This window comes from Alteromonas sp. CI.11.F.A3, from assembly GCF_032925565.1.
Classification (GTDB): Bacteria; Pseudomonadota; Gammaproteobacteria; order Enterobacterales; family Alteromonadaceae; genus Alteromonas.
Genome location: NZ_CP136708.1, coordinates 716,721 through 736,593, shown reverse-complemented (window position 1 = coordinate 736,593; position 19,873 = coordinate 716,721). Strand labels below are relative to the sequence as shown.

Here is a 19,873-nt window from a genome sequence, read left to right as displayed (position 1 = left end):
TGCCACTACTTTTTCTTTGACGATGATTCAGATTCGAGCATCTTCGGGGAAACGACACGCCCTTCGCCTCGACCATAAGTTTCAAAGTGCACCAGTGGGTTTAACCCTGCACTTTCAACATCGGGGTAACGAGCCAAATACCATTTACCATCAAAGTTTGGGCTCGGCAGGCGACCTTCGGCAGCACCGTACAACAGGTAATGCTCAACAGGGTGAATTCCCGCTTCGGCCACATCAGGGTAAGTTTCTAAATACCATTTAATGTTAAAGTATTCACTGGTAGCAACTAATGAAATCTCTTGGTCATCTAATCTGAGTTCATCTCCACGGTTAAGCTTGTTTTTTGCTCTTTTGATAACCTGACCTGCAGAATAGAGTTTGCTGCGCTTAATATTGTCATTTTCTTTTCTTATTAATGTTAACTCAGCGAATAATTTATTATTACTTTTTTGAAGCTCATTTACCTTTGCTTCTAACGACTTTTTTTGTCGCTCGTTTATTTTGGTCGAAGCTATCGCTGATTTTTTAGCGACTAAGGTGTTTGCTTCATACTCACCTAATAATTCAGAATGACGTTTTAACTCATTTTCTTTAGTAGATAGGATTACCTTAAGAAATGACAACTCATCTTCAATTTTCTGTTTTTTCTTTTCTACTCGGTCTCTTTGTCTTCTATAACGCCTTTTGTCGAACTCAGACTCCTCCAGTGCATTTTTAAGCATCGCTATTTTCGAGTCAAATTCGGATAAAAGACTAAGCGTGTACTTATTGCAACTTTCCTCTTCTAACAGGTTGTTATTTAAATCAAGCATCATAGTTTCCAACTTTTTAGCTGCTTGCTTCTCAGCAACTAATGCTTCACGAGTGGAAGTTAACGCTTCAGTTAGCTCAATTATTTTGGAAAAAAGTTCTGCAGACTGTTTTTCTTGCTCTTTTAAAAATACATCGACATCATATGTTGAAGTTTCGCTAAGCAAAACATTCTCATTTAGAGGAGTTGTTAACGCTTCTAACAAATCTAGGAGTTTTTTTACATCTGAATTGACCAGTGAAGAGTAATTTGCAAGAAGCTTAGTGCGGGACGAGAGGTTTGGCACTTCAAACTTGCTCAAATTGGCGCCAGACATACTCTCGAAAAATGTTCTATTGGTCGCAGTATCCCTTGAACTAACAAGTATAATTTTGCTTCTATTTGTGCGAGCAAAGTTGACTAATTGTGTAAAGTGGACCACCCAATTTTCCAAAAATTTAGTGAATGATGTTTCTCTCGCGGTTAAATTTTCAACGAAGCCATAAAAAGGCGTATAAATTAAAACCAATTTGCCTTTTTTATCTACAAATTCATCTAATTCGTCGAAATTGCCAAACGAGCAGATCTCACCTCTACTTTGCATTGTTTGCAAGGTTTTGTCGTACTGAATACACCAGGAGGAGGACAGGATACTAACGTTGTTTTCCATAAACTATTCTTATACAGCCAATTTAATGTGCGAGCCAAAAAAGCACCATCTTGGTACTACATGTTCAGCGGAGATAATTCTAACACCAACTTGAGAGAAATGTTACCGAGTCAGTATTGCCTCGGAAAACTTAACTTTCACTTTCTGTTTTGAGTAACTATTTTCAACTGCCTTAAGCGCCTGTTTTGACAATTTTTCAAACTCCTCATGATTTTGCGAAAGTTTTTCTATTTGCGAAACAATTTCACTAGGCATCTTAAATGGAACTAAAAAGCCGCAATCTTCAGATACAACTTCAGTTAGTGCCCCTTTGTTGTAGGCAATAGGCACACATCCACATGCCATCCCTTCTATTACAGTTCGACCAAAAGATTCATCGAAATTTGAGAGGTTAAGAATTACATTGACAGTCTTTAGGGTATTGGCGGTATCTTTAGAGTAGCCTTTAAAAACAACATTTTCTTCAGAATAATTGTTGAGTAAAAAAGTTAATATATCAGTACGAGGGCCGTGTACTTCAAACAACACTGGTAACTTTCTTGCACTGCAATTAAAAGCTATCTCAAAGAAATCTCTAATGCCTTTCTTCTCAATATTGCTGCTCATCATAGCTACTACGAAAGGGGAGCTTTCTTTATTTGCAGTATTTAAAGCGTTGTTGATACTGACTGCATTGGGAACGACTTCACATACCTTTCCCAAATCATAGTAGCTTTGTGTGAATTTTGAATTCGCAATATATAGATCTGCTACTTTGGCTACATGTTTTCTTATCATTTCAGGGGAGGCTGTAAGGGCTTCGCATAGCGATTTATCATTTTCAGGAAGCTCCCTGATATGCATTATTGATTGAACGCCTAAGTTGCGACACGCGACTAGCGGCTCCCATACTGTAATCGTATTTACGTATACAATATCAATGTTCTGAGATGTTATTAGTTTCTCAATAACCGCTACTAGTGTATTTATAATCTCTCTTTTGCCGTTCCACCAACATATGGGGAGAAAGAATACCTTTATAGCGTATTTTAAGACCTCATTAACATACTCTTCGTTGAGTGCGCTTGGTAAGACAACATAAATATTCACATCATTTTCAGCTAACATTTGCACACAATCTAAAAAGCTTTTCTCAGCACCGAACAGTTCTGGGCCTGCGAGATGTGCAAACATCATCACGCTTTTTGCAGTATGCTTTTTAGGCTTTCCATCAAGATATAGTACATTTGAAAGGTTTCTTCTGTCCGATAGCCATAAAGTGAATGCTTCGGGTAGAGGTACGTTATTAACCCAAGCGTATGCTGAAGGGCTAAAAATAGGATTGGGTTCTCTCCCCTCGTGAATCCCATATTTTACATAGTGGTCAATGGGCTCTATGTTTGCGCTAGCAATATCTTTGTATTTGGCTAAATACCAACACTCATCAAACGCTTCCGTATCAGTTATGTAATTCTTAAGGTTATCCTTATTACTTATCTCTGTTCCTCTGCATATGAAGGGCGGAGCGACAAACTTTCTTTTACCTCTTAATGGCATATATAAACTTTTTGCAGTTTTATGCCAGTTGAGCGCTTTATCCAAATATTCCTTTCTGATACCAGAAAATTGCGTTCGAATGTGTGTTGGCCCGCTATTGGTCAGAGATGATGATTCAACTCTACCAAAAGCGAGCGGAACCCAAGGATAAGCCTCGACTATTGAAGATTGCCCGTATTTGGCGAGAATTCGATAGTAAAATTCGGTATCAGCATTTATTGAAACTGCATCCCAATATCCCAGCTTCCGCAAAACATTTCTCTTGAACATTAAGCTAGATACATTTCTGTGTATTAAGCCATCATCAATTCTCCAACGCTGAAATAGCAGATTGTTATCGGTTCTCACCCATGAACTTACACTCGCTTTAGCATTCTTGTTTGCTTTGATAGCATTTACCTGTATTTCAATCTTTTGGGGGTGTGACCAGTCGTCAGAGTCATGTGTTGTTATAAATTTCCCTCTCGCCGCTTTGAGCCCTATATTTCTAGCATTATATGCACCACCGTTTTTTTCTAACTTTATATAACGAACACGCTTGTCTGTTGATGCAATTTCTTTGATAGCCTTCTCTGTATTATCAGTAGAAGCATCATTAACGACAATAATCTCAATTTTGTTATAAGTTTGGGCAAGTAGACTTTTAAGAGCCGTTTGAATAGCGCTCTCAGCATTGAAACAAGGGATGATGATTGTTACTAAGGGCTTTAGCCATGAGCTTTTGTGACTAGTACCTGGTGTACAATTAAGACCATCTAAACCAACACCTTTTTCCGCTAGCTGGAGTAGGTTGTTTTCGGTATATATTTTGTTGAGTATCGCGATTTTCTCTCGACCTAATGCTGCTAAACTCGAAACAATTGTTCGCTCACTGAGGCTTTTCCAAGCTGATGTCGAAATTATAGATTTAGCCTTCTCCAACTCCCCCACTTTCAAGCAAGACATTGCAAACAAAGTTACAGGACCGTCATGAGGTATTAACTCCAGTATGAAGTCATCTTCTGCAAAATGCCTAGAATAATAGTGTGCTTCTTGCCATTCATTAAAACTTGCATACCAACGCCCCAAAAACCACGCTGCTAAACTTTTTTCGGCACGGCAATCAGCCTTAAACAAGCTCTTGAGTTGGCTTAGCGCGCTGCCACTTTTCGTATCGTCCCACAAGTCCTGGTCTGCGCGAACAGCGTTAAAGTCGCAAGGCCATCGTCCCTCTTTCCAACCAAACATAACAAAGTGCTTTTCAGGTGCAATGCTAGCATTTGCTACGTCAAGGTAGGCTTTAAGATACCAAGTTGCATCAAAATGATTGATTACTAATTGGGACGGCGTCTTAGGCATGGTAATATCCTGAAAATAACATTGTGGGCAATGGTATTGATGATTTACGCAATCGTCTAGGGTAATTCATTTTCCTTGTTTAAAGAAAATCCTTTACCGCACATTCTTTTTCAGTTTTATCCGATTAAAGACTCAATGAAATATAGAAAAATAGCATGGGCTTTAGAAAAGCTCGTCAATCCTTCTAAGTACTCGAAGGGTCACCCTCACACCAACATTAGATGGGTTTCTTATCACATACCTAAAACAGCTGGAAGCTCTTTGAGAGCAAGTCTTGAGCAGAATTATCCATCTCAGGTTTTCGGTGCATATGCATCTACCGGAGCAAAAGAAATTTCTAGGGGGGAGCCTCTGTGGCTTCCTAAACATTGTAGAATCATCCATGGCCACTTCAAGCCTCACGAGAGTCACCTTGAAGTTTTCCCTAATTCAAAGAGGATGGTTTGGGTAAGAGAATCCTGTCGCTCGAGTTTACAGCTTAGTGAGACACCTATTACAAACAGGCGGAGAGCACCCACAATACCTACAACTAAAAAAAATATACCTTATGAATGGAGTCTCAAAAATTGAGGATATTGTTTTTGATATGATAACTAACAACACATTACCTCAATTTACTAAAGCTTACGTCCGATTTTTTGAGCGTGTAAGTATAGATAACATTGAATTTATTGGCTCCGTCCACAGATACCAAAAAGACTTAGAAAGATTAGGAAAAGATATGGGAGTTCCTTTATCTGAAAGCCACAAAAACATTCGTAACGTCAGTCAAAACGTTCCAAATTATGAAACCCTCAAACGTTATTTGAGGGATGAGTACGATATCGTAGAGCGTTATATATAGTCCTGAAGGTTTCAAAGGAGAGAAAATTGTCAGCGTTTACAATAAAGAACAAAATAATTGCCCCGCCGACAATCGATGGAGTTATTAAGTGGTGTGTTGATTCTCCCAAAAATGACGAACCAATAGATAGTGATAATATCGAAAGTAATGGGATTGAGCTAAGCGGTTGGTTTCTTTCTGAAATAGGCAAAGATATTCAGTTGGTTGCACTCGAAGGTAGTCGAGTCACACCAATAGAGTTGAACATTGAGAGGCACGATGTAATCGAAGTAGTACTCAATGAGTGCTCTACTAGCCACCCTTTATTAATGTGTGGATTCAAAACGATCTTAGATGTTTCATCCCAGTTTTTTCAAATTGGCTATATTAGAAAAGGTCATTTTAACACTCTGATTGAATTTGAACTGAAAGGCGCACTTGAAATCATAGAAGGACAAGGTAATTGGCTATTCTTGGATAACGACACCAACAATAGTGTTGAGCAATTTACCGGAAAGTTAAAACTTTCTAGGCCAGATAGAGCTGAGTGGAAAAATTACTTTAGAACTCTATTAGATTTGCAAGAGACTTGTGGTTTCCATGTATGTATGCTCATAGCCCCTTCAAAAGAGATGGTTTTTCCACAGTACTATCCATTTGAAAGAGGGAAGAATACCGCTATTGATCAGGTTCTAAACCTAGTACCGGAAAAATTGGATGTAATATTTCCGGTTAGGGTACTTCAGGAATCAGAAAAGCGAAGCTATCGAATGTGTGATACACATTGGAGTCACTATGGTTCAATGAAGGCGAGCATTGAAGTAGCATCGCGCCAAAAAACTGATATTAGTGAGCTTGTAGAGTTATTTAAAAATGACCATTACAAGACCAAATATGTAACAGGCGACTTAGGCAACAAAATCTACCCTAATAAAAAACACGACGAGGAATTTCTAGCTTCATTTAATCATCAAAGATATGTCGTTTTTGACAATAAACTTCCAAACTTCGGGCGAATGCGTGTTATTTATTATGATAATGCAATTTATGATGAAGTACTTCTAATCCTTGGTTCGTCTTCTAGCTATACCTTGTTCAACTACCTATGTAGAGTCTATAAGATTGTTGTTTTTGTCCATTGCGCCGGCAACATAGATATAAGTTTTGTTAAAGCAATTTCTCCAGATCACGTTCTAACCCAAAGCAATGCGCGCTTTATCATTAGGCCACCAAGTGTAGATGAAAACTACTTTACCTATATAGAAGAAAAGCTAGACTCAGCATTTCCCTCCTCCCCCTTATTAAACCAAGAGCTTTTCACAACATCGCAAAATGATAAATTAACGGGTATTATCAAGTTCGTAACTCAAAATGACCAAAATTCATTAGATAAAATTTAAAACAATAAAAAGTTCATCACATGATTCATAAAAGGTTTTTTAATGCATCGCTAAATTCTTTTTTTCAGAAAAAGCGAATGTTTTTCACGCAAAAGGGACGTGGAAGGTTTAGAGAGAATGAACGAGTTAGCTTCTTTTCTAGTTCATTTGCAGAGCCCTATACTGGCTTTTTGAAGGTAATAAGTTGCATACTATGGGCTCTTTCTCGTATTCATGGAGCGAGCTACCAGAGCATACTGTTGTTGGAAGATACTGCTCCATAGCTAGCGGTGCTAGTGTGATGGGAGAAAAGCATCCTATAGAACGCTTTTCCAGCTCTGCAGTTACCTACAATCCAACATTTATACTATCTACATCGTCAGCGCAAGATGCTGAACTAGATAGACCTTATCAAATTGCTAATCCACATCAGAAGCAAGACCTCTCCATTACTATTGGCCACGATGTTTGGATAGGTAATAACGTAACTTTAGCTACCGGAATATCTATCGGCAATGGCGCAGTAATCGCCACGAGAGCCGTAGTTACAAAAGACGTTCCTCCTTACGCTGTTGTCGCTGGTGTTCCGGCTAAAGTTGTTAAGTATCGGTTTTCAGAAACAGAAATAGAAAATTTGACGGAAATTCAATGGTGGAACTATGCCTACACGGATTTTAAGGAAATTAAAGCTGATGCTGAGCCTAAAGAATTATGTGATAAATTAAGAGAAAAAATAGAATCTGGTAGCATAGAGCGCTATGAGCCTTCAATGGTTAAGTTTCATGAAGTGTTTGATTGAGTAGAGCTTTAACTGATTGCTCGCTTGCGCAAAACTACTCATTTCAACAAGCGAGCTATAGGCTTACTAGTAAATATAGAAGCCGCCAGGTGACTCTTTCCTTTCACCTACTATCGCTGGGTAGTTAAATCCCGCGGCAATTAAAGTGCCAGATTCTGTTAAAAGAACCTCTTTACCAAATCCTTCATATCTGAAATTAACTTTAGATTTAATAAGAGTTTTATTTTCCCAATGTTCGGTGGAGTTAATACTGTAGTGATATATAGCTCCTGAATCATTCGAGCCTACGTTCTGAGAAGATACCTTTGTTATACCAACTAAGTCGCTTTTTTCGCCCGGTGCGCCAATGAATAAACCATCGGCACCATGATTGAATGACAAGGAGTAACCGAAACGGTCTTCTAAATAGGGTGAAGGAGAAGGTGAGTTTAATAAATGAGCTTGGCTCCACAATCCGTCTTTTATAACAAAAATTTCTACTTTACCTGAAGAGCCCTCTCCCCCCGGAGAACCTACCGCAATTAATTGGCCGTCATCTGATATATTTAATCCAGTGCCAAATGCTTCGTCAATTCTTGGAGAGCTCGATTTCAGTTTAGAAGTAACTGACCATTCGCCATCTAATTTCTCATACACAAAAGCTGCTCCTTCGGTATAAGTAAACGTAGGAAATTCGTCATCATCGATTTCTATAACTTTTTCATCTTCTCGCGGAGAACCTACAATAAAGAAGCTACCGTCTCTAGATACTGATATGGAACTACCGTAACCTGTTGACATATGGCCAGAAGTTGGGTCTTCGATAACAGAAAAATGGTAACTGTCATCTTGGCCTCTTTCTAAAACAACCGTTCGCCCTAGAGAGTCTCCATATTTAAAGTTTGTAAGTACAATCAAATTCCCCGAATACGTTAAATCAATAGCATTGCCAAAATGCCAATCGTTTAAGCCATCTAGAGCGATTGTTTGACTTAAGAGCCATGAACCTCCTGATTCTTTCTCATAGATATAAATTCCATTTAGCTTTTCCGATGAATCTGTTTGTGAAACAACCTCTCCTAGAATAACTAAAACATGACCGTTATCAGAAACCCCGACTCCTTCTCCAAAATCAAGCTCAGCGTTCGGTAGCTCAAACTTTTCAACTTCTGCGGGCGATCCAGTGGTTAAGGAGTATAGGTAGACAGAGCCAAAACGGTATTCAAGTCCACTTTCCACTTCTGAAGACTTCTTACTTGCACTTACTAATAACAAATTAGCTTCACTGGAAACCGACACTTCACGACCGTAATAGAAGTTCTCATCCACACTGTCTAACTCAGTAAACCCTATTATTTCTATTAAATTTTCGCTAACGCTCGAAACTTCTGACTGTGCGCATCCCAGCGAATTACAAGTTTCAATGATGATTTCCGCACTCGCGTACTCATAGCTATTCACAATGAGTTCAAAAGAGGTACTTGAAATCCCGCGTTTGATTGGGACAAACGTATCGCTTTCACGTTGGCGAAGAAGAATAGAGTGGGACATATTTTTTGACGAATTGTTAACCCATTCTAGATTAATTTTTTTGACATCATAGTTTATAGATAATATTGATGGGGCTGGTGCGCCATGACACTCGATATTTACTAATTTAATATTATCTTGGGTTGAGTTTTGTGTATTTTCACATAACAAACCAACTGGTTGTGAGATTATACTTACATTTGCTTCGTCCAGTGATTTAAAACCATTTTTAAATCTATACACTCCGCTAGAGTTTATACTTACTCGTTCGCCTAAACTAGATTCGACAGTAAGTGAGCCAGAGTCTAACCCCGATATGCTTAAGTCTAAGTCATATGTTTTATCTTCACTGCTGCAAGCAGTTAATTGTAAAATGCTGATAACAATGGAGAACAAGAACAATCTATTTTTCATAAATCAAATCCTTTTGAACAGAAAGAACTAATCCATACATACTCTAGTAAATAAAAGACCGGCAAAGGCCGGTCGAAAGATATTGCATAGTGGGTAAAAACTGTTTGGATGATTTTTATTTTTTATCAGTTTTAAACAAATTACTCTTATTTCACTTACCCGGCAACTAATTTGCTTAACAATTATTTAGCAACACGCCCATATCTATCAGAAAAGCGTACTATGTCATCTTCGCCTAAATAGGCGCCTGACTGCACTTCAATAAGCTCCAGTTGGATTTTACCCGGATTTTCTAGAGCGTGAACAGCCCCTATAGGAATGTAAACCGATTGGTTCTCGGTGACTAATGTAGTTTTGTCATCTATGGTTACATTGGCACTGCCCGATACCACGATCCAGTGTTCAGCGCGGTGATGGTGCATTTGAACCGACAGTTTTTCGCCAGGCTTAACAGTAATTCGCTTAACTTGGAAACGAGCCCCATTATCAATTGAATCGTAACTGCCCCAAGGGCGAAATACTTCACGATGGAACTGAAATTCAGGGCGTTTTTCAGCTTTTAGTTTGTTTACCACGTTCTTGATACTCTGAGCATCGTCTTTATGAGCGACCATCACCGCATCTTTGGTTTCAACCACAATAACGTCTTCCAGACCAATGACAGATACAAGACGTTGCTCTGCGTTCACATAGCTATTTTTAGTATTTTCTAAAATAGTATCACCAACAGAAACGTTGCCATTTTCGTCTTTTTCCGCTGTTTCCCACAACGAAGTCCAGCTACCTACATCACTCCACTGGGCATCAAGTGGAACCATGGCAGCACTATCAGTTTTTTCCATTACAGCATAATCGATAGAGTCATCTGGGCAGGTAGCAAAAATATCATGATCGACGCGAATAAAATCTAGGTCTGGGATTTCAGTGTCAATGGCGCGTTTACAGACATCTAGCATTTCAGGGCTGTATTTCTCAAGCTCTTGTAAATATCTGCTAGCTTTAAACATAAACATGCCACTATTCCAGTAATAGTCACCAGAATCGACATACCCTTTTGCAGTTTCAAGCGCAGGTTTCTCAACAAACTCAGCAACTTCAAACCCGTCTGCCAATCCACTTCCTGCTTTAATGTAGCCATAGCCTGTGTGTGGTTGATCTGGCACTATACCAAACGTCACCAACTTACCTTGCCCTGCTAATTTTTCTGCTTTTTCAATTGCAGAATGAAATGCGGGTTCGTCTTTGATTAAATGGTCGGCTGCTAGTACGAGTAAAACAGGATCTTCACCATTCATCGTTGCATGCAACGCTGCTAGTGCAATAGCTGGTGCAGTATTTCGGCCAACTGGCTCCAGTAAAATACCGCCATGCTGAATGTCTTTTTGACGTAGTTGCTCTGCAACTAGAAATCGGTGTGCATCATTACATATGAAAATGGGGCTTTGGGCTTTAGTACCATTCAAACGAACAATAGTGTCTTGCAACATGGTGTTATCGGATGTGAGCGACAAAAACTGTTTAGGTAACGCCGCTCGTGATTTTGGCCATAAGCGGCTTCCGGTGCCGCCTGCAAGTACTACTGGTTTCATGCTTCTATTCCTTAATGAGGTGAGAGAACTCTCACATCCTGATACTTCTATTATTTATTAAAGTATACAAAGAATCTTTGTTGTATGAAACGGCGCTTCCAGCAATTAACTTGATTAATTATCAGTTAGCACAAATATTAAATTTCAAAAAACAAAAAACCCGGCCTAAGCCGGGTTTTTTAATAATTCTGATAACTCAGAATTGAGAGTATTAATTACTCTTCAGTTGCTTCTACTGCTTCTTCTTCAGCTTCAACAACTGGACGGTCTACTAGTTCAACGTATGCCATAGGGGCATTGTCGCCAGCACGGAGTCCGCATTTAAGAATGCGAGTGTATCCGCCTGGGCGAGCTTCGTAACGAGGACCAAGCTCGTTGAATAGTTTACCAACAACTTCTTTATCACCAGTGCGGGCGAAAGCTAAACGGCGGTTTGCAACGCTGTCTTGCTTAGCCATAGTGATAAGAGGCTCAATAACGCGACGTAATTCTTTCGCTTTTGGTAACGTCGTTTTGATCACTTCGTGCTTGACCAAAGAGCCGGCCATGTTCTTAAACATAGCTTGACGATGGCTGCTGTTGCGATTCAACTGACGACCACTCTTACGATGGCGCATAGTTTTATCCTTCTCTACAAATCAGTTTATTAAAAACCTGATTAATCTTTTTCAGCGATGCTCTCAGGCGGCCAGTTTTCTAGGCGCATACCTAGAGAAAGTCCACGAGATGCTAGAACATCTTTGATTTCAGTTAGCGATTTTTTACCAAGGTTTGGCGTTTTAAGTAGCTCAACCTCAGTACGCTGAACCAGGTCACCAATGTACTGGATAGCTTCTGCTTTTAAACAGTTAGCAGAACGTACAGTTAGCTCTAGGTCATCAACTGGGCGAAGTAGAATCGGATCAAATTCCGGCTTCTCTTCTTTCGCTTCTGGCTCAGATACATCACGTAAATCTACGAATGCATCAAGCTGTTCAGCTAGGATAGTCGCAGAACGGCGGATCGCTTCTTCAGGATCTAAAGTACCGTTCGTTTCCATATCGATAATCAATTTGTCTAGGTCTGTGCGTTGTTCAACACGGGCAGACTCTACACTGTAAGCTATACGCTCTACTGGGCTGTATGAAGCATCAACTAACAAACGACCAATTGGACGATCATCTTCTTCAGAGGAGCGACGGGTAGAAGCTGGTACATAACCGCGACCCATTTCTACTTTAATACGCATGCTGATTTCAGCTTCGCCAGTTAAAGTACAAACTAAGTGGTCAGGGTTAACAATTTCTACGTCGCCATCATGCTGAATGTCACCAGCAACAACAGGGCCAGCGCCAGATTTCACTAGAGTTAGGGTTGCCTCAGTTTTACCTTCAAGGCGAACCGCTAAACCTTTAAGATTTAGCAAGATTTCAATTACGTCTTCTTGCACACCTTCTTTGGTGCTGTACTCGTGAAGAACGCCATCAATTTCTACTTCAGTAACTGCGCATCCTGGCATGGATGACAACAAGATACGACGTAGGGCGTTACCTAGAGTGTGGCCAAAGCCGCGCTCTAGTGGTTCCAAAGTTACTTTGGCACGAGTAGGAGAAACGTTTTCGATCTCAACTAGTCTCGGTTTAAGGAATTCAGTCACAGAACCCACAATGCTTCCTCTTTAGTTAGCTTTACTTAGAGTAAAGTTCAACGATCAACTGTTCGTTAATTTCCGCAGACAAATCAGTTCTTTCTGGTAGGCGCTTAAAAGTACCTTCCATTTTCGTGCTGTCTACTTCAATCCAAGTTGGCTTCTCGCGTTGGTCAGCCAGTTCCAAAGCAGCTACGATACGAGCTTGCTTCTTAGCTTTTTCACGAACAGAAACCACGTCTTCGGCAGAAACGTTGAATGATGGAATGTTCACAACTTGACCATTTACCATGATCGCCTTGTGGCTAACTAGCTGACGTGCTTCAGCACGTGTGCTAGCAAATCCCATACGGTAAACTACGTTATCAAGACGCTTTTCTAAAAGTTGTAACAAGTTTTCACCTGTGTTCCCTTTTAGACGTGCAGCTTCTTTATAGTAGTTGCGGAATTGCTTTTCAAGAACGCCATACATACGACGAACTTTTTGTTTTTCACGCAGCTGAACACCGTAGTCAGACAAACGGCCACGACGGGCTCCATGCTGACCAGGCGCTGTATCGATTTTACATTTAGAATCGATTGCGCGAACGCCGCTTTTAAGGAACAAATCAGTTCCTTCGCGACGGCTAAGTTTGAGTTTTGGACCCAAATATCTTGCCATGATCTTTCTCCAACTGTCCGTCGATTAAACGCGACGTTTTTTCGGTGGACGACAACCGTTGTGAGGAATTGGTGTCACATCGGTAATATTTGTGATCTTATAACCAGTAGCGTTAAGAGCACGGATCGCAGACTCACGGCCTGGACCTGGACCTTTTACAAACACTTCTAGGTTTTTAAGACCGTATTCTTGTGCAGCAACACCTGCACGCTCTGCAGCAACCTGTGCAGCAAATGGGGTAGATTTACGTGAACCACGGAAACCTGAACCACCAGATGTCGCCCATGCTAATGCATTGCCTTGACGGTCTGTAATAGTCACAATTGTGTTGTTGAAAGACGCATGGATATGAGCCATACCGTCTGCAACCTGACGTTTAGCGCGCTTACGCGTACTACGAGCTGGTGCTTTAGCCATAACTTATTCCCCGTTTACTTCTTAATTGGCTTACGAGGACCTTTACGGGTACGCGCATTAGTTTTAGTGCGCTGACCACGTAGAGGCAAGCTACGACGGTGGCGAATACCACGGAAGCAACCCAGGTCCATCAAACGTTTGATGCTCATAGAGACTTCACGGCGTAAATCACCTTCAACGGTAAATTTAGCCACTTCGTCACGAAGCTTATCAATAGTCGCTTCGTCTAGCTCTTTGATCTTTGTATCTTCTGCAACACCAGCACCTACACAAATGCTTTTAGCACGTGTAGGACCAACGCCATAGATCGCTTGGATAGCGATTACAGCATGCTTGTGCTCAGGAATGTTAATGCCAGCGATACGGGCCATTAACAGCACTCCTCTAATTTATTGTTGACGACCTAAAAAGCCCGATAGGATACTTACCCGTCAACTAAATTGCAAATATTTAGGTTCTGAATACTTTAAACAAAACCAGCAGAACCTGATAAGTATAAGTCAGGCCCTGCTTATTGGCTTTGCGAGTATTCAGTACCGCGTAGATTAACCTTGCCTTTGCTTATGCTTCGGCTCTGTACAAATTACGCGCACAACACCGTTGCGTTTGATAACTTTACAGTTACGGCAAATCTTTTTAACTGATGCACGAACTTTCATTACATCACTCCCCTATCTTATATATTAAGGGGCTAACTTAACGGCCGTAGCCTTTAAGATTAGCTTTCTTCAGAACAGACTCATATTGACTACTCATCAAATGCGTCTGCACCTGTGCCATAAAGTCCATGATAACCACCACGATAATTAGAAGCGACGTACCACCGAAGTAGAACGGCACATTCCAGGCAATCAGCATGAATTCAGGCACCAAACAAATAAAGGTTATGTATAGTGCGCCTGCCAGAGTCAGACGAGTCATTACCTTATCGATATAACGTGATGTTTGCTCACCAGGACGAATACCTGGTACAAACGCACCAGACTTCTTCAAGTTATCCGCAGTTTCACGCGGGTTGAAAACCAACGCCGTGTAGAAGAAGCAGAAGAAGATTATCGCTGTTGCATATAACATCACATACAGAGGCTGACCTGGAGATAGCATAAGTGCTACGTCCTGCAACCACGCTGTAGATTCATTCTGTCCGAACCATCCTGCGATAGTACCCGGAAACAAAATGATGCTGGAAGCAAAGATGGGTGGAATAACACCAGCCATGTTGACTTTCAGTGGTAAATGCGTGCTTTGCGCGGCAAAAACCTGACGGCCTTGCTGACGCTTTGCATAGTTTACCACAATTCTGCGCTGTCCGCGCTCTACAAATACCACTAGGTATGTAAGCGCAATAACAATCACAGCCATCAACAACAAGAACAACAAGTTAATGTCGCCTTGTCTTGCTTGTTCTGCCGTCTGACCTATCGCTGTTGGTAGACCGGCAACAATACCAGCAAATATCAATATAGAAATACCGTTACCGATACCTCGTTCAGTAATTTGCTCACCTAACCACATTAGGAACATAGTTCCTGTGACCAAGCTCACTACTGCCGTAAAGTAGAATCCGAAGCCAGGGTTCAATACCAGTCCATTAATTAGGTTAGGCAGACCCGTCGAAATTCCAATTGATTGGAAGATAGCCAACACCAACGTTAAATAACGTGTGTACTGGCTAATTTTACGACGACCTGCTTCGCCTTCTTTTTTAAGCTCTATCATCGGAGGATGAACCACCGAGAGCAACTGCATAATAATTGATGCAGTAATGTATGGCATGATGCCCAAAGCCAGAACGGATGCACGCTCAAGCGCACCACCGGAGAACATGTTAAACATTTCTACAATGGTACCTTTCTGTTGCTCGAACAAGTCAGCAAGTACAGCTGGATCGATGCCCGGAATAGGAACGTAAGAACCTAATCTGAACACAACAATCGCACCGAGTACGAACAACAATCTTGCTTTAAGCTCACTCAAGCCGCTTTTCGCGCCTGAATCCAATCCTGGTTTAGCCATCTAGCTTATTCCTCTACTTTACCGCCAGCAGCTTCAATCGCTTCTTTAGCGCCTTTAGTAACCTTTAAACCGCTTACTGTAACAGCGCGTGATACTTCGCCGCTCTTGATAACTTTAACGAACTGGATCTCTTTTTTCACAAGACCAGCTGCTTTTAAAGTTTCTAGAGATGCTGTATCACCATCAACCTTTGCGATTTCTGCAAGCGTTACTTCATCAGTAACGAAGCTCTTGCGTGAAGTGAAACCGAATTTAGGAAGACGACGCTGAAGTGGCATCTGACCACCTTCAAATCCTGGCTTAACACGGCCACCTGAACGGCTTTTTTGACCTTTGTGACCTGCGCCACCTGTTTTACCTAGACCTGAACCGATACCACGACCAGTACGCTTACCAGAATGTTTAGCTCCTGGAGCAGGAGCAATAGTATTTAAACGCATAACTTACTCCTCGACTATTTCGACCATGTAATTAACACGGTGAATCATGCCGCGTACACTTGGCGTATCTTCCAGTTCACGAACATGGTTGATTTTACGAAGGCCTAAACCTTTAAGCGTAGCTCTGTGCTTTGGCAAACGGCCAATCGCACTTTTAGTTTGCTTTACTTTAATCGTTGCCATGTCTGATTACCCCAAAATTTCTGATACAGACAATCCACGCTTCGCAGCAACTTTCGCTGGAGAATTCATCTCTGTCAGCGCGTTGATTGTTGCACGAACAACGTTGATTGGGTTCGTAGAACCGTAACATTTTGAAAGTACGTTCTGTACACCAGCTACTTCAAGTACTGCACGCATTGCACCGCCGGCAATAATACCGGTACCTTCTGATGCAGGCTGCATGTAGACTTTAGAGCCAGAGTGACGACCTTTAATTGGGTGCTGTAACGTGTGGCCGTTAAGGTCAACGTCAACCATGTTGCGACGTGCCTTTTCCATAGCTTTCTGGATTGCAGCAGGCACTTCACGTGCTTTACCGTAACCGAAACCTACGCGACCATTACCGTCACCCACTACTGTCAATGCAGTGAAACTAAAGATACGACCACCTTTAACCACTTTAGATACGCGGTTTACAGCAATCAATTTCTCTAATAGTTCACCGTTCTGAACTTCTTGTTTAGCCATTATAAACTCCTAGAACTGAAGGCCAGCTTCGCGAGCTGCATCAGCTAATGCCTTAACGCGACCGTGGTATTTAAAACCACTACGATCGAAAGCCACTTTTTCAATGCCTTTCTCTTTAGCGCGTTCTGCAATTGCTTTACCGACTATCGCCGCTGCTTCAGCGTTACCTGTTGACTTAAGATCTTTTGCAAGTTCTTTATCTACAGTAGAAGCCGCTGCTAATACTTCAGAACCGCTAGGAGCGATTAACTGAGCATAGATGTGGCGAGGTGTACGGTTAATTACCAAGCGATGCGCGGCCAGTTCACGAATTTTTGCTCGTGCGCGTGTAGCGCGACGAATGCGAGCTGTTTTCTTATCCATCGTATCACCCACCTACTTTTTCTTAGCTTCTTTACGACGTACATGTTCGTCAGCGTAACGTACACCTTTACCTTTGTAAGGCTCTGGTGGACGGTAAGCGCGAATGTTCGCCGCAACCTGTCCTACAACCTGCTTATCGGCGCCTTTCACGACGATTTCAGTTTGCGTAGGCGTTTCAACGGTAATGCCTTCAGGCATCTCGTATACTACTGGGTGAGAGAAACCAAGCGTCAGGTTTAGTTTGCTACCTTGTGCTTGCGCACGGTAACCAACACCATTTAACTGAAGCTTTTTCTCAAAACCTTGTGAAACACCTTGAACCATTGCATTAAGAAGAGAGCGAGCAGTACCTGCTTGCGCCCAGCTGTCAGCGAAACCTTCACGAGGAAGTGCTTTCAGTTGGTTTTCTTCTTGTACAACTTCTACAGCGTCGTTAAAAACGCGGGTCAAAGTGCCTTTACTACCTTTTGCGGTAATTTCTTGGCCAGCGATAGAAATATCTACACCTGAAACCAAGTCTACTGGGGCTTTTGCTACTCGTGACATTTCAACTCCTCCGTTATGCTACATAACCGATGATCTCACCGCCCATGCCAGCGTTACGCGCTGCACGGTCAGTCATCACACCTTTAGAAGTCGACACGATCGCGACACCCAATCCACCCATTACTTTAGGAAGCTCATCTTTTTTCTTATAGATGCGCAGACCTGGGCGGCTTACACGCTCAATAGTGTCAATTACTTGCTTGCCTTCGAAGTACTTAAGCGTAACTTCTAAAACAGGCTTAACGTCACCAGATGCAGCGAAGTCAGTAATATAACCTTCAGACTTTAATACTTCACAAATTGCTACGCGAAGTTTAGAAGAAGGCATAACTACAGAAACTTTCTCTGCCATTTGGCCGTTACGGATGCGGGTAAACATATCCGCGATAGGATCTTGCATGCTCATTATCAGCTACTCCTTACCAGCTGGCTTTTTTAAGGCCAGGGACTTCGCCGCGCATCGCTGCTTCACGCAGTTTGATACGGCTAAGACCGAATTTGCGAAGGTAACCATGTGGACGACCAGTTACGCGGCAGCGGTTACGCTGACGTGAAGAACTTGAGTCACGTGGCAGTTGTTGTAGCTTAAGAACAGCGTCCCAACGCTCTTCTTCAGATACGTTAACATCGCTGATAGTCGCTTTAAGTGCGGCACGTTTTTCTGCGTACTTAGCTACTAGCTTAGCGCGCTTTACTTCACGGGCCTTCATTGATTCTTTTGCCATAACCCTACACCCTACTTTTTAAATGGGAAGTTGAACGCGTCCAGCAGAGCACGTGCTTCTTCATTTGAGTCCGCACTGGTAGTGATAGTAATATCCATACCACGAACTTTATCCACTTTATCGAAATCGATTTCAGGGAAAATGATTTGCTCACGCACGCCCATGCTGTAGTTACCACGACCGTCGAATGACTTAGGGTTCAAACCACGGAAGTCGCGAACTCGTGGGATAGCGATTGAAATCAAACGCTCAAGGAATTCCCACATACGCTCGCCGCGTAAGGTTACTTTACAGCCAATCGGATAACCTTCACGGATTTTAAAGCCCGCTACTGATCTTCTAGCAACTGTAACAATCGGCTTCTGACCGGCGATAGCCGCCATGTCAGCTTGAGCATTCTCAAGCACCTTCTTGTCAGCAATTGCTTCACCTAAACCCATGTTTAGAGTGATTTTTTCAATCCGAGGGACTTGCATGACGCTTTTGTACCCGAACTGCTTAGCAAGTTCAGCTACTACTGTTTCTTTATAGAAATCATGCAGTTTCGCCATCGTACTCTCCAATATAATTAAACAAGTTCGCCGTTAGATTTGAAGAAACGAACTTTCTTCTCATCTTCGAAACGGAAACCAACGCGATCTGCTTTGCCCGTTGCCGGGTTAACAATCGCAACATTAGAAACGTGAATAGAAGCTTCTTTCTCAACAATCCCACCAGCTACACCCAATTGAGGGTTTGGCTTAGTGTGCTTCTTGATAAGATTAACACCTTCTATAATTACACGGTTATCAGCAATAAGCACTTTAAGGACTTTGCCTTGTTTGCCTTTGTCTTTACCCGCTAATACGACTACTTCATCATCACGACGAATTTTATTAGCCATTATCGTGACTCCTTATAGTACCTCTGGGGCCAATGAGATGATTTTCATGAAGTTTTCACTTCTCAACTCACGGGTTACCGGTCCAAAGATACGCGTACCAATTGGTTGCTTGTTTGCGTTAAGCAAAACAGCTGCGTTGCCGTCAAAACGAATGGATGAACCATCTGCGCGACGAACGCCTTTTCTAGTACGCACCACCACTGCATTCAGTACGTCACCTTTTTTAACTTTACCGCGAGGAATTGCTTCCTTCACAGTAACTTTGATGATGTCACCGATACCTGCATAACGGCGATGCGAGCCACCAAGAACCTTAATACACTGAACCCTGCGAGCGCCGCTGTTGTCTGCAACGTCCAGGTTAGTTTGCATTTGGATCATGTTAGTGCTCCGCTCTATTATGAGACTCTGCCGAGTCGTTATTGCTGCTAAACCCAACAAACATTGTTGAATTTATATACATACCCCCATAAAAAGGGCGCGAAACTATAACAGAAATTTTGGGATAGAGATAGCGTTAAATTGGATTATTTTTAATCGATAGGGAAATTAAGTAAATCGTTTCTGAAATGCGGGGGGGTCGCATGACACATGACATGAATAGTGTCAGAAACTGATGTGAATCATACGCAAGAATTTATAATTTGTCTTGTGATTT

24 protein-coding genes are annotated in these 19,873 nt (G+C 41.7%); 3 read left to right on the top strand and 21 right to left on the bottom strand.

Annotated features, from left to right (window positions below):
* Positions 1–5: 5 nt before the first annotated feature.
* Complete coding sequence (locus R1T43_RS03220; RefSeq protein WP_317352803.1) at positions 6–1,460, bottom strand: hypothetical protein; 1,455 nt, start codon at positions 1,458–1,460, stop codon at positions 6–8.
* A gap of 102 nt (positions 1,461–1,562) precedes the next feature.
* Positions 1,563–4,334 (bottom strand): glycosyltransferase, encoded by a 2,772-nt coding sequence (locus tag R1T43_RS03215; protein WP_317352801.1) that lies wholly within the window; start codon positions 4,332–4,334, stop codon positions 1,563–1,565.
* Between the two features lie 547 nt (positions 4,335–4,881).
* Here R1T43_RS03215 and R1T43_RS03210 point away from each other — a divergent pair.
* From R1T43_RS03210 to R1T43_RS03200, 3 genes are all read left to right on the top strand, one after another.
* Positions 4,882–5,178: a hypothetical protein gene (locus tag R1T43_RS03210; RefSeq protein WP_197483386.1), complete on the top strand. Its 297-nt coding sequence runs from the start codon at positions 4,882–4,884 to the stop codon at positions 5,176–5,178.
* Between the two features lie 26 nt (positions 5,179–5,204).
* Positions 5,205–6,557, top strand: a complete 1,353-nt coding sequence (locus R1T43_RS03205; RefSeq protein WP_317352796.1) for a hypothetical protein — start codon at positions 5,205–5,207, stop codon at positions 6,555–6,557.
* A 280-nt stretch (positions 6,558–6,837) separates the two neighbouring features.
* Complete coding sequence (locus R1T43_RS03200) at positions 6,838–7,335, top strand: CatB-related O-acetyltransferase (protein WP_269465666.1); 498 nt, start codon at positions 6,838–6,840, stop codon at positions 7,333–7,335.
* Positions 7,336–7,401: 66 nt separating this feature from the next.
* Here the strand turns inward: R1T43_RS03200 and R1T43_RS03195 are convergent, their stop codons facing one another.
* The 19 genes from R1T43_RS03195 to rplN all read right to left on the bottom strand — a co-directional run bounded on the left by R1T43_RS03195 (position 7,402) and on the right by rplN (position 19,596).
* A complete protein-coding gene (locus R1T43_RS03195; protein ID WP_317352793.1) occupies positions 7,402–9,258 on the bottom strand; it encodes a hypothetical protein in 1,857 nt (618 codons plus the stop codon).
* Positions 9,259–9,440: 182 nt separating this feature from the next.
* Complete coding sequence (locus R1T43_RS03190; protein ID WP_317352790.1) at positions 9,441–10,847, bottom strand: mannose-1-phosphate guanylyltransferase/mannose-6-phosphate isomerase; 1,407 nt, start codon at positions 10,845–10,847, stop codon at positions 9,441–9,443.
* A gap of 215 nt (positions 10,848–11,062) precedes the next feature.
* On the bottom strand, positions 11,063–11,464 hold the full coding sequence (gene rplQ / locus R1T43_RS03185) for a 50S ribosomal protein L17 (RefSeq protein ID WP_013786212.1): 402 nt from the start codon (positions 11,462–11,464) through the stop codon (positions 11,063–11,065).
* Positions 11,465–11,505: 41 nt separating this feature from the next.
* Positions 11,506–12,495, bottom strand: a complete 990-nt coding sequence (locus tag R1T43_RS03180; RefSeq protein WP_041452624.1) for a DNA-directed RNA polymerase subunit alpha — start codon at positions 12,493–12,495, stop codon at positions 11,506–11,508.
* A gap of 19 nt (positions 12,496–12,514) precedes the next feature.
* On the bottom strand, positions 12,515–13,135 hold the full coding sequence (gene rpsD, locus R1T43_RS03175) for a 30S ribosomal protein S4 (RefSeq protein ID WP_013786214.1): 621 nt from the start codon (positions 13,133–13,135) through the stop codon (positions 12,515–12,517).
* A 24-nt stretch (positions 13,136–13,159) separates the two neighbouring features.
* On the bottom strand, positions 13,160–13,552 hold the full coding sequence (rpsK, locus tag R1T43_RS03170; protein WP_013786215.1) for a 30S ribosomal protein S11: 393 nt from the start codon (positions 13,550–13,552) through the stop codon (positions 13,160–13,162).
* Positions 13,553–13,566: 14 nt separating this feature from the next.
* Positions 13,567–13,923 carry a 30S ribosomal protein S13 gene (gene rpsM, locus R1T43_RS03165; protein WP_013786216.1) on the bottom strand — a complete coding sequence of 119 codons (357 nt, stop codon included), beginning with the start codon at positions 13,921–13,923 and terminating at the stop codon, positions 13,567–13,569.
* A gap of 174 nt (positions 13,924–14,097) precedes the next feature.
* Entirely contained in the window at positions 14,098–14,211 is a 114-nt protein-coding gene (rpmJ, locus tag R1T43_RS03160; protein ID WP_013786217.1) for a 50S ribosomal protein L36, read from the bottom strand.
* Positions 14,212–14,248: 37 nt separating this feature from the next.
* Positions 14,249–15,568 (bottom strand): preprotein translocase subunit SecY, encoded by a 1,320-nt coding sequence (secY, locus tag R1T43_RS03155; protein ID WP_013786218.1) that lies wholly within the window; start codon positions 15,566–15,568, stop codon positions 14,249–14,251.
* A 5-nt stretch (positions 15,569–15,573) separates the two neighbouring features.
* Complete coding sequence (rplO, locus tag R1T43_RS03150; protein ID WP_013786219.1) at positions 15,574–16,008, bottom strand: 50S ribosomal protein L15; 435 nt, start codon at positions 16,006–16,008, stop codon at positions 15,574–15,576.
* Between the two features lie 3 nt (positions 16,009–16,011).
* Positions 16,012–16,191: a 50S ribosomal protein L30 gene (rpmD, locus tag R1T43_RS03145; protein WP_013786220.1), complete on the bottom strand. Its 180-nt coding sequence runs from the start codon at positions 16,189–16,191 to the stop codon at positions 16,012–16,014.
* Positions 16,192–16,197: 6 nt separating this feature from the next.
* Positions 16,198–16,698: a 30S ribosomal protein S5 gene (gene rpsE, locus R1T43_RS03140; protein WP_013786221.1), complete on the bottom strand. Its 501-nt coding sequence runs from the start codon at positions 16,696–16,698 to the stop codon at positions 16,198–16,200.
* A 9-nt stretch (positions 16,699–16,707) separates the two neighbouring features.
* Positions 16,708–17,061 carry a 50S ribosomal protein L18 gene (gene rplR / locus R1T43_RS03135; protein ID WP_041453128.1) on the bottom strand — a complete coding sequence of 118 codons (354 nt, stop codon included), beginning with the start codon at positions 17,059–17,061 and terminating at the stop codon, positions 16,708–16,710.
* A 12-nt stretch (positions 17,062–17,073) separates the two neighbouring features.
* Positions 17,074–17,607 (bottom strand): 50S ribosomal protein L6, encoded by a 534-nt coding sequence (rplF, locus tag R1T43_RS03130; RefSeq protein WP_057795824.1) that lies wholly within the window; start codon positions 17,605–17,607, stop codon positions 17,074–17,076.
* 13 nt (positions 17,608–17,620) lie between these two features.
* Positions 17,621–18,013 (bottom strand): 30S ribosomal protein S8, encoded by a 393-nt coding sequence (rpsH, locus tag R1T43_RS03125; protein WP_013786224.1) that lies wholly within the window; start codon positions 18,011–18,013, stop codon positions 17,621–17,623.
* A gap of 13 nt (positions 18,014–18,026) precedes the next feature.
* The gene (gene rpsN / locus R1T43_RS03120) at positions 18,027–18,332 is read right to left on the bottom strand and encodes a 30S ribosomal protein S14 (protein ID WP_013786225.1); all 306 of its coding nucleotides are present in this window, start codon (positions 18,330–18,332) and stop codon (positions 18,027–18,029) included.
* A gap of 11 nt (positions 18,333–18,343) precedes the next feature.
* Positions 18,344–18,883: a 50S ribosomal protein L5 gene (gene rplE, locus R1T43_RS03115; RefSeq protein WP_013786226.1), complete on the bottom strand. Its 540-nt coding sequence runs from the start codon at positions 18,881–18,883 to the stop codon at positions 18,344–18,346.
* A gap of 17 nt (positions 18,884–18,900) precedes the next feature.
* Positions 18,901–19,215 (bottom strand): 50S ribosomal protein L24, encoded by a 315-nt coding sequence (gene rplX, locus R1T43_RS03110; RefSeq protein ID WP_013786227.1) that lies wholly within the window; start codon positions 19,213–19,215, stop codon positions 18,901–18,903.
* A 12-nt stretch (positions 19,216–19,227) separates the two neighbouring features.
* The gene (gene rplN, locus R1T43_RS03105; protein WP_013786228.1) at positions 19,228–19,596 is read right to left on the bottom strand and encodes a 50S ribosomal protein L14; all 369 of its coding nucleotides are present in this window, start codon (positions 19,594–19,596) and stop codon (positions 19,228–19,230) included.
* Positions 19,597–19,873 lie beyond the last annotated feature (277 nt).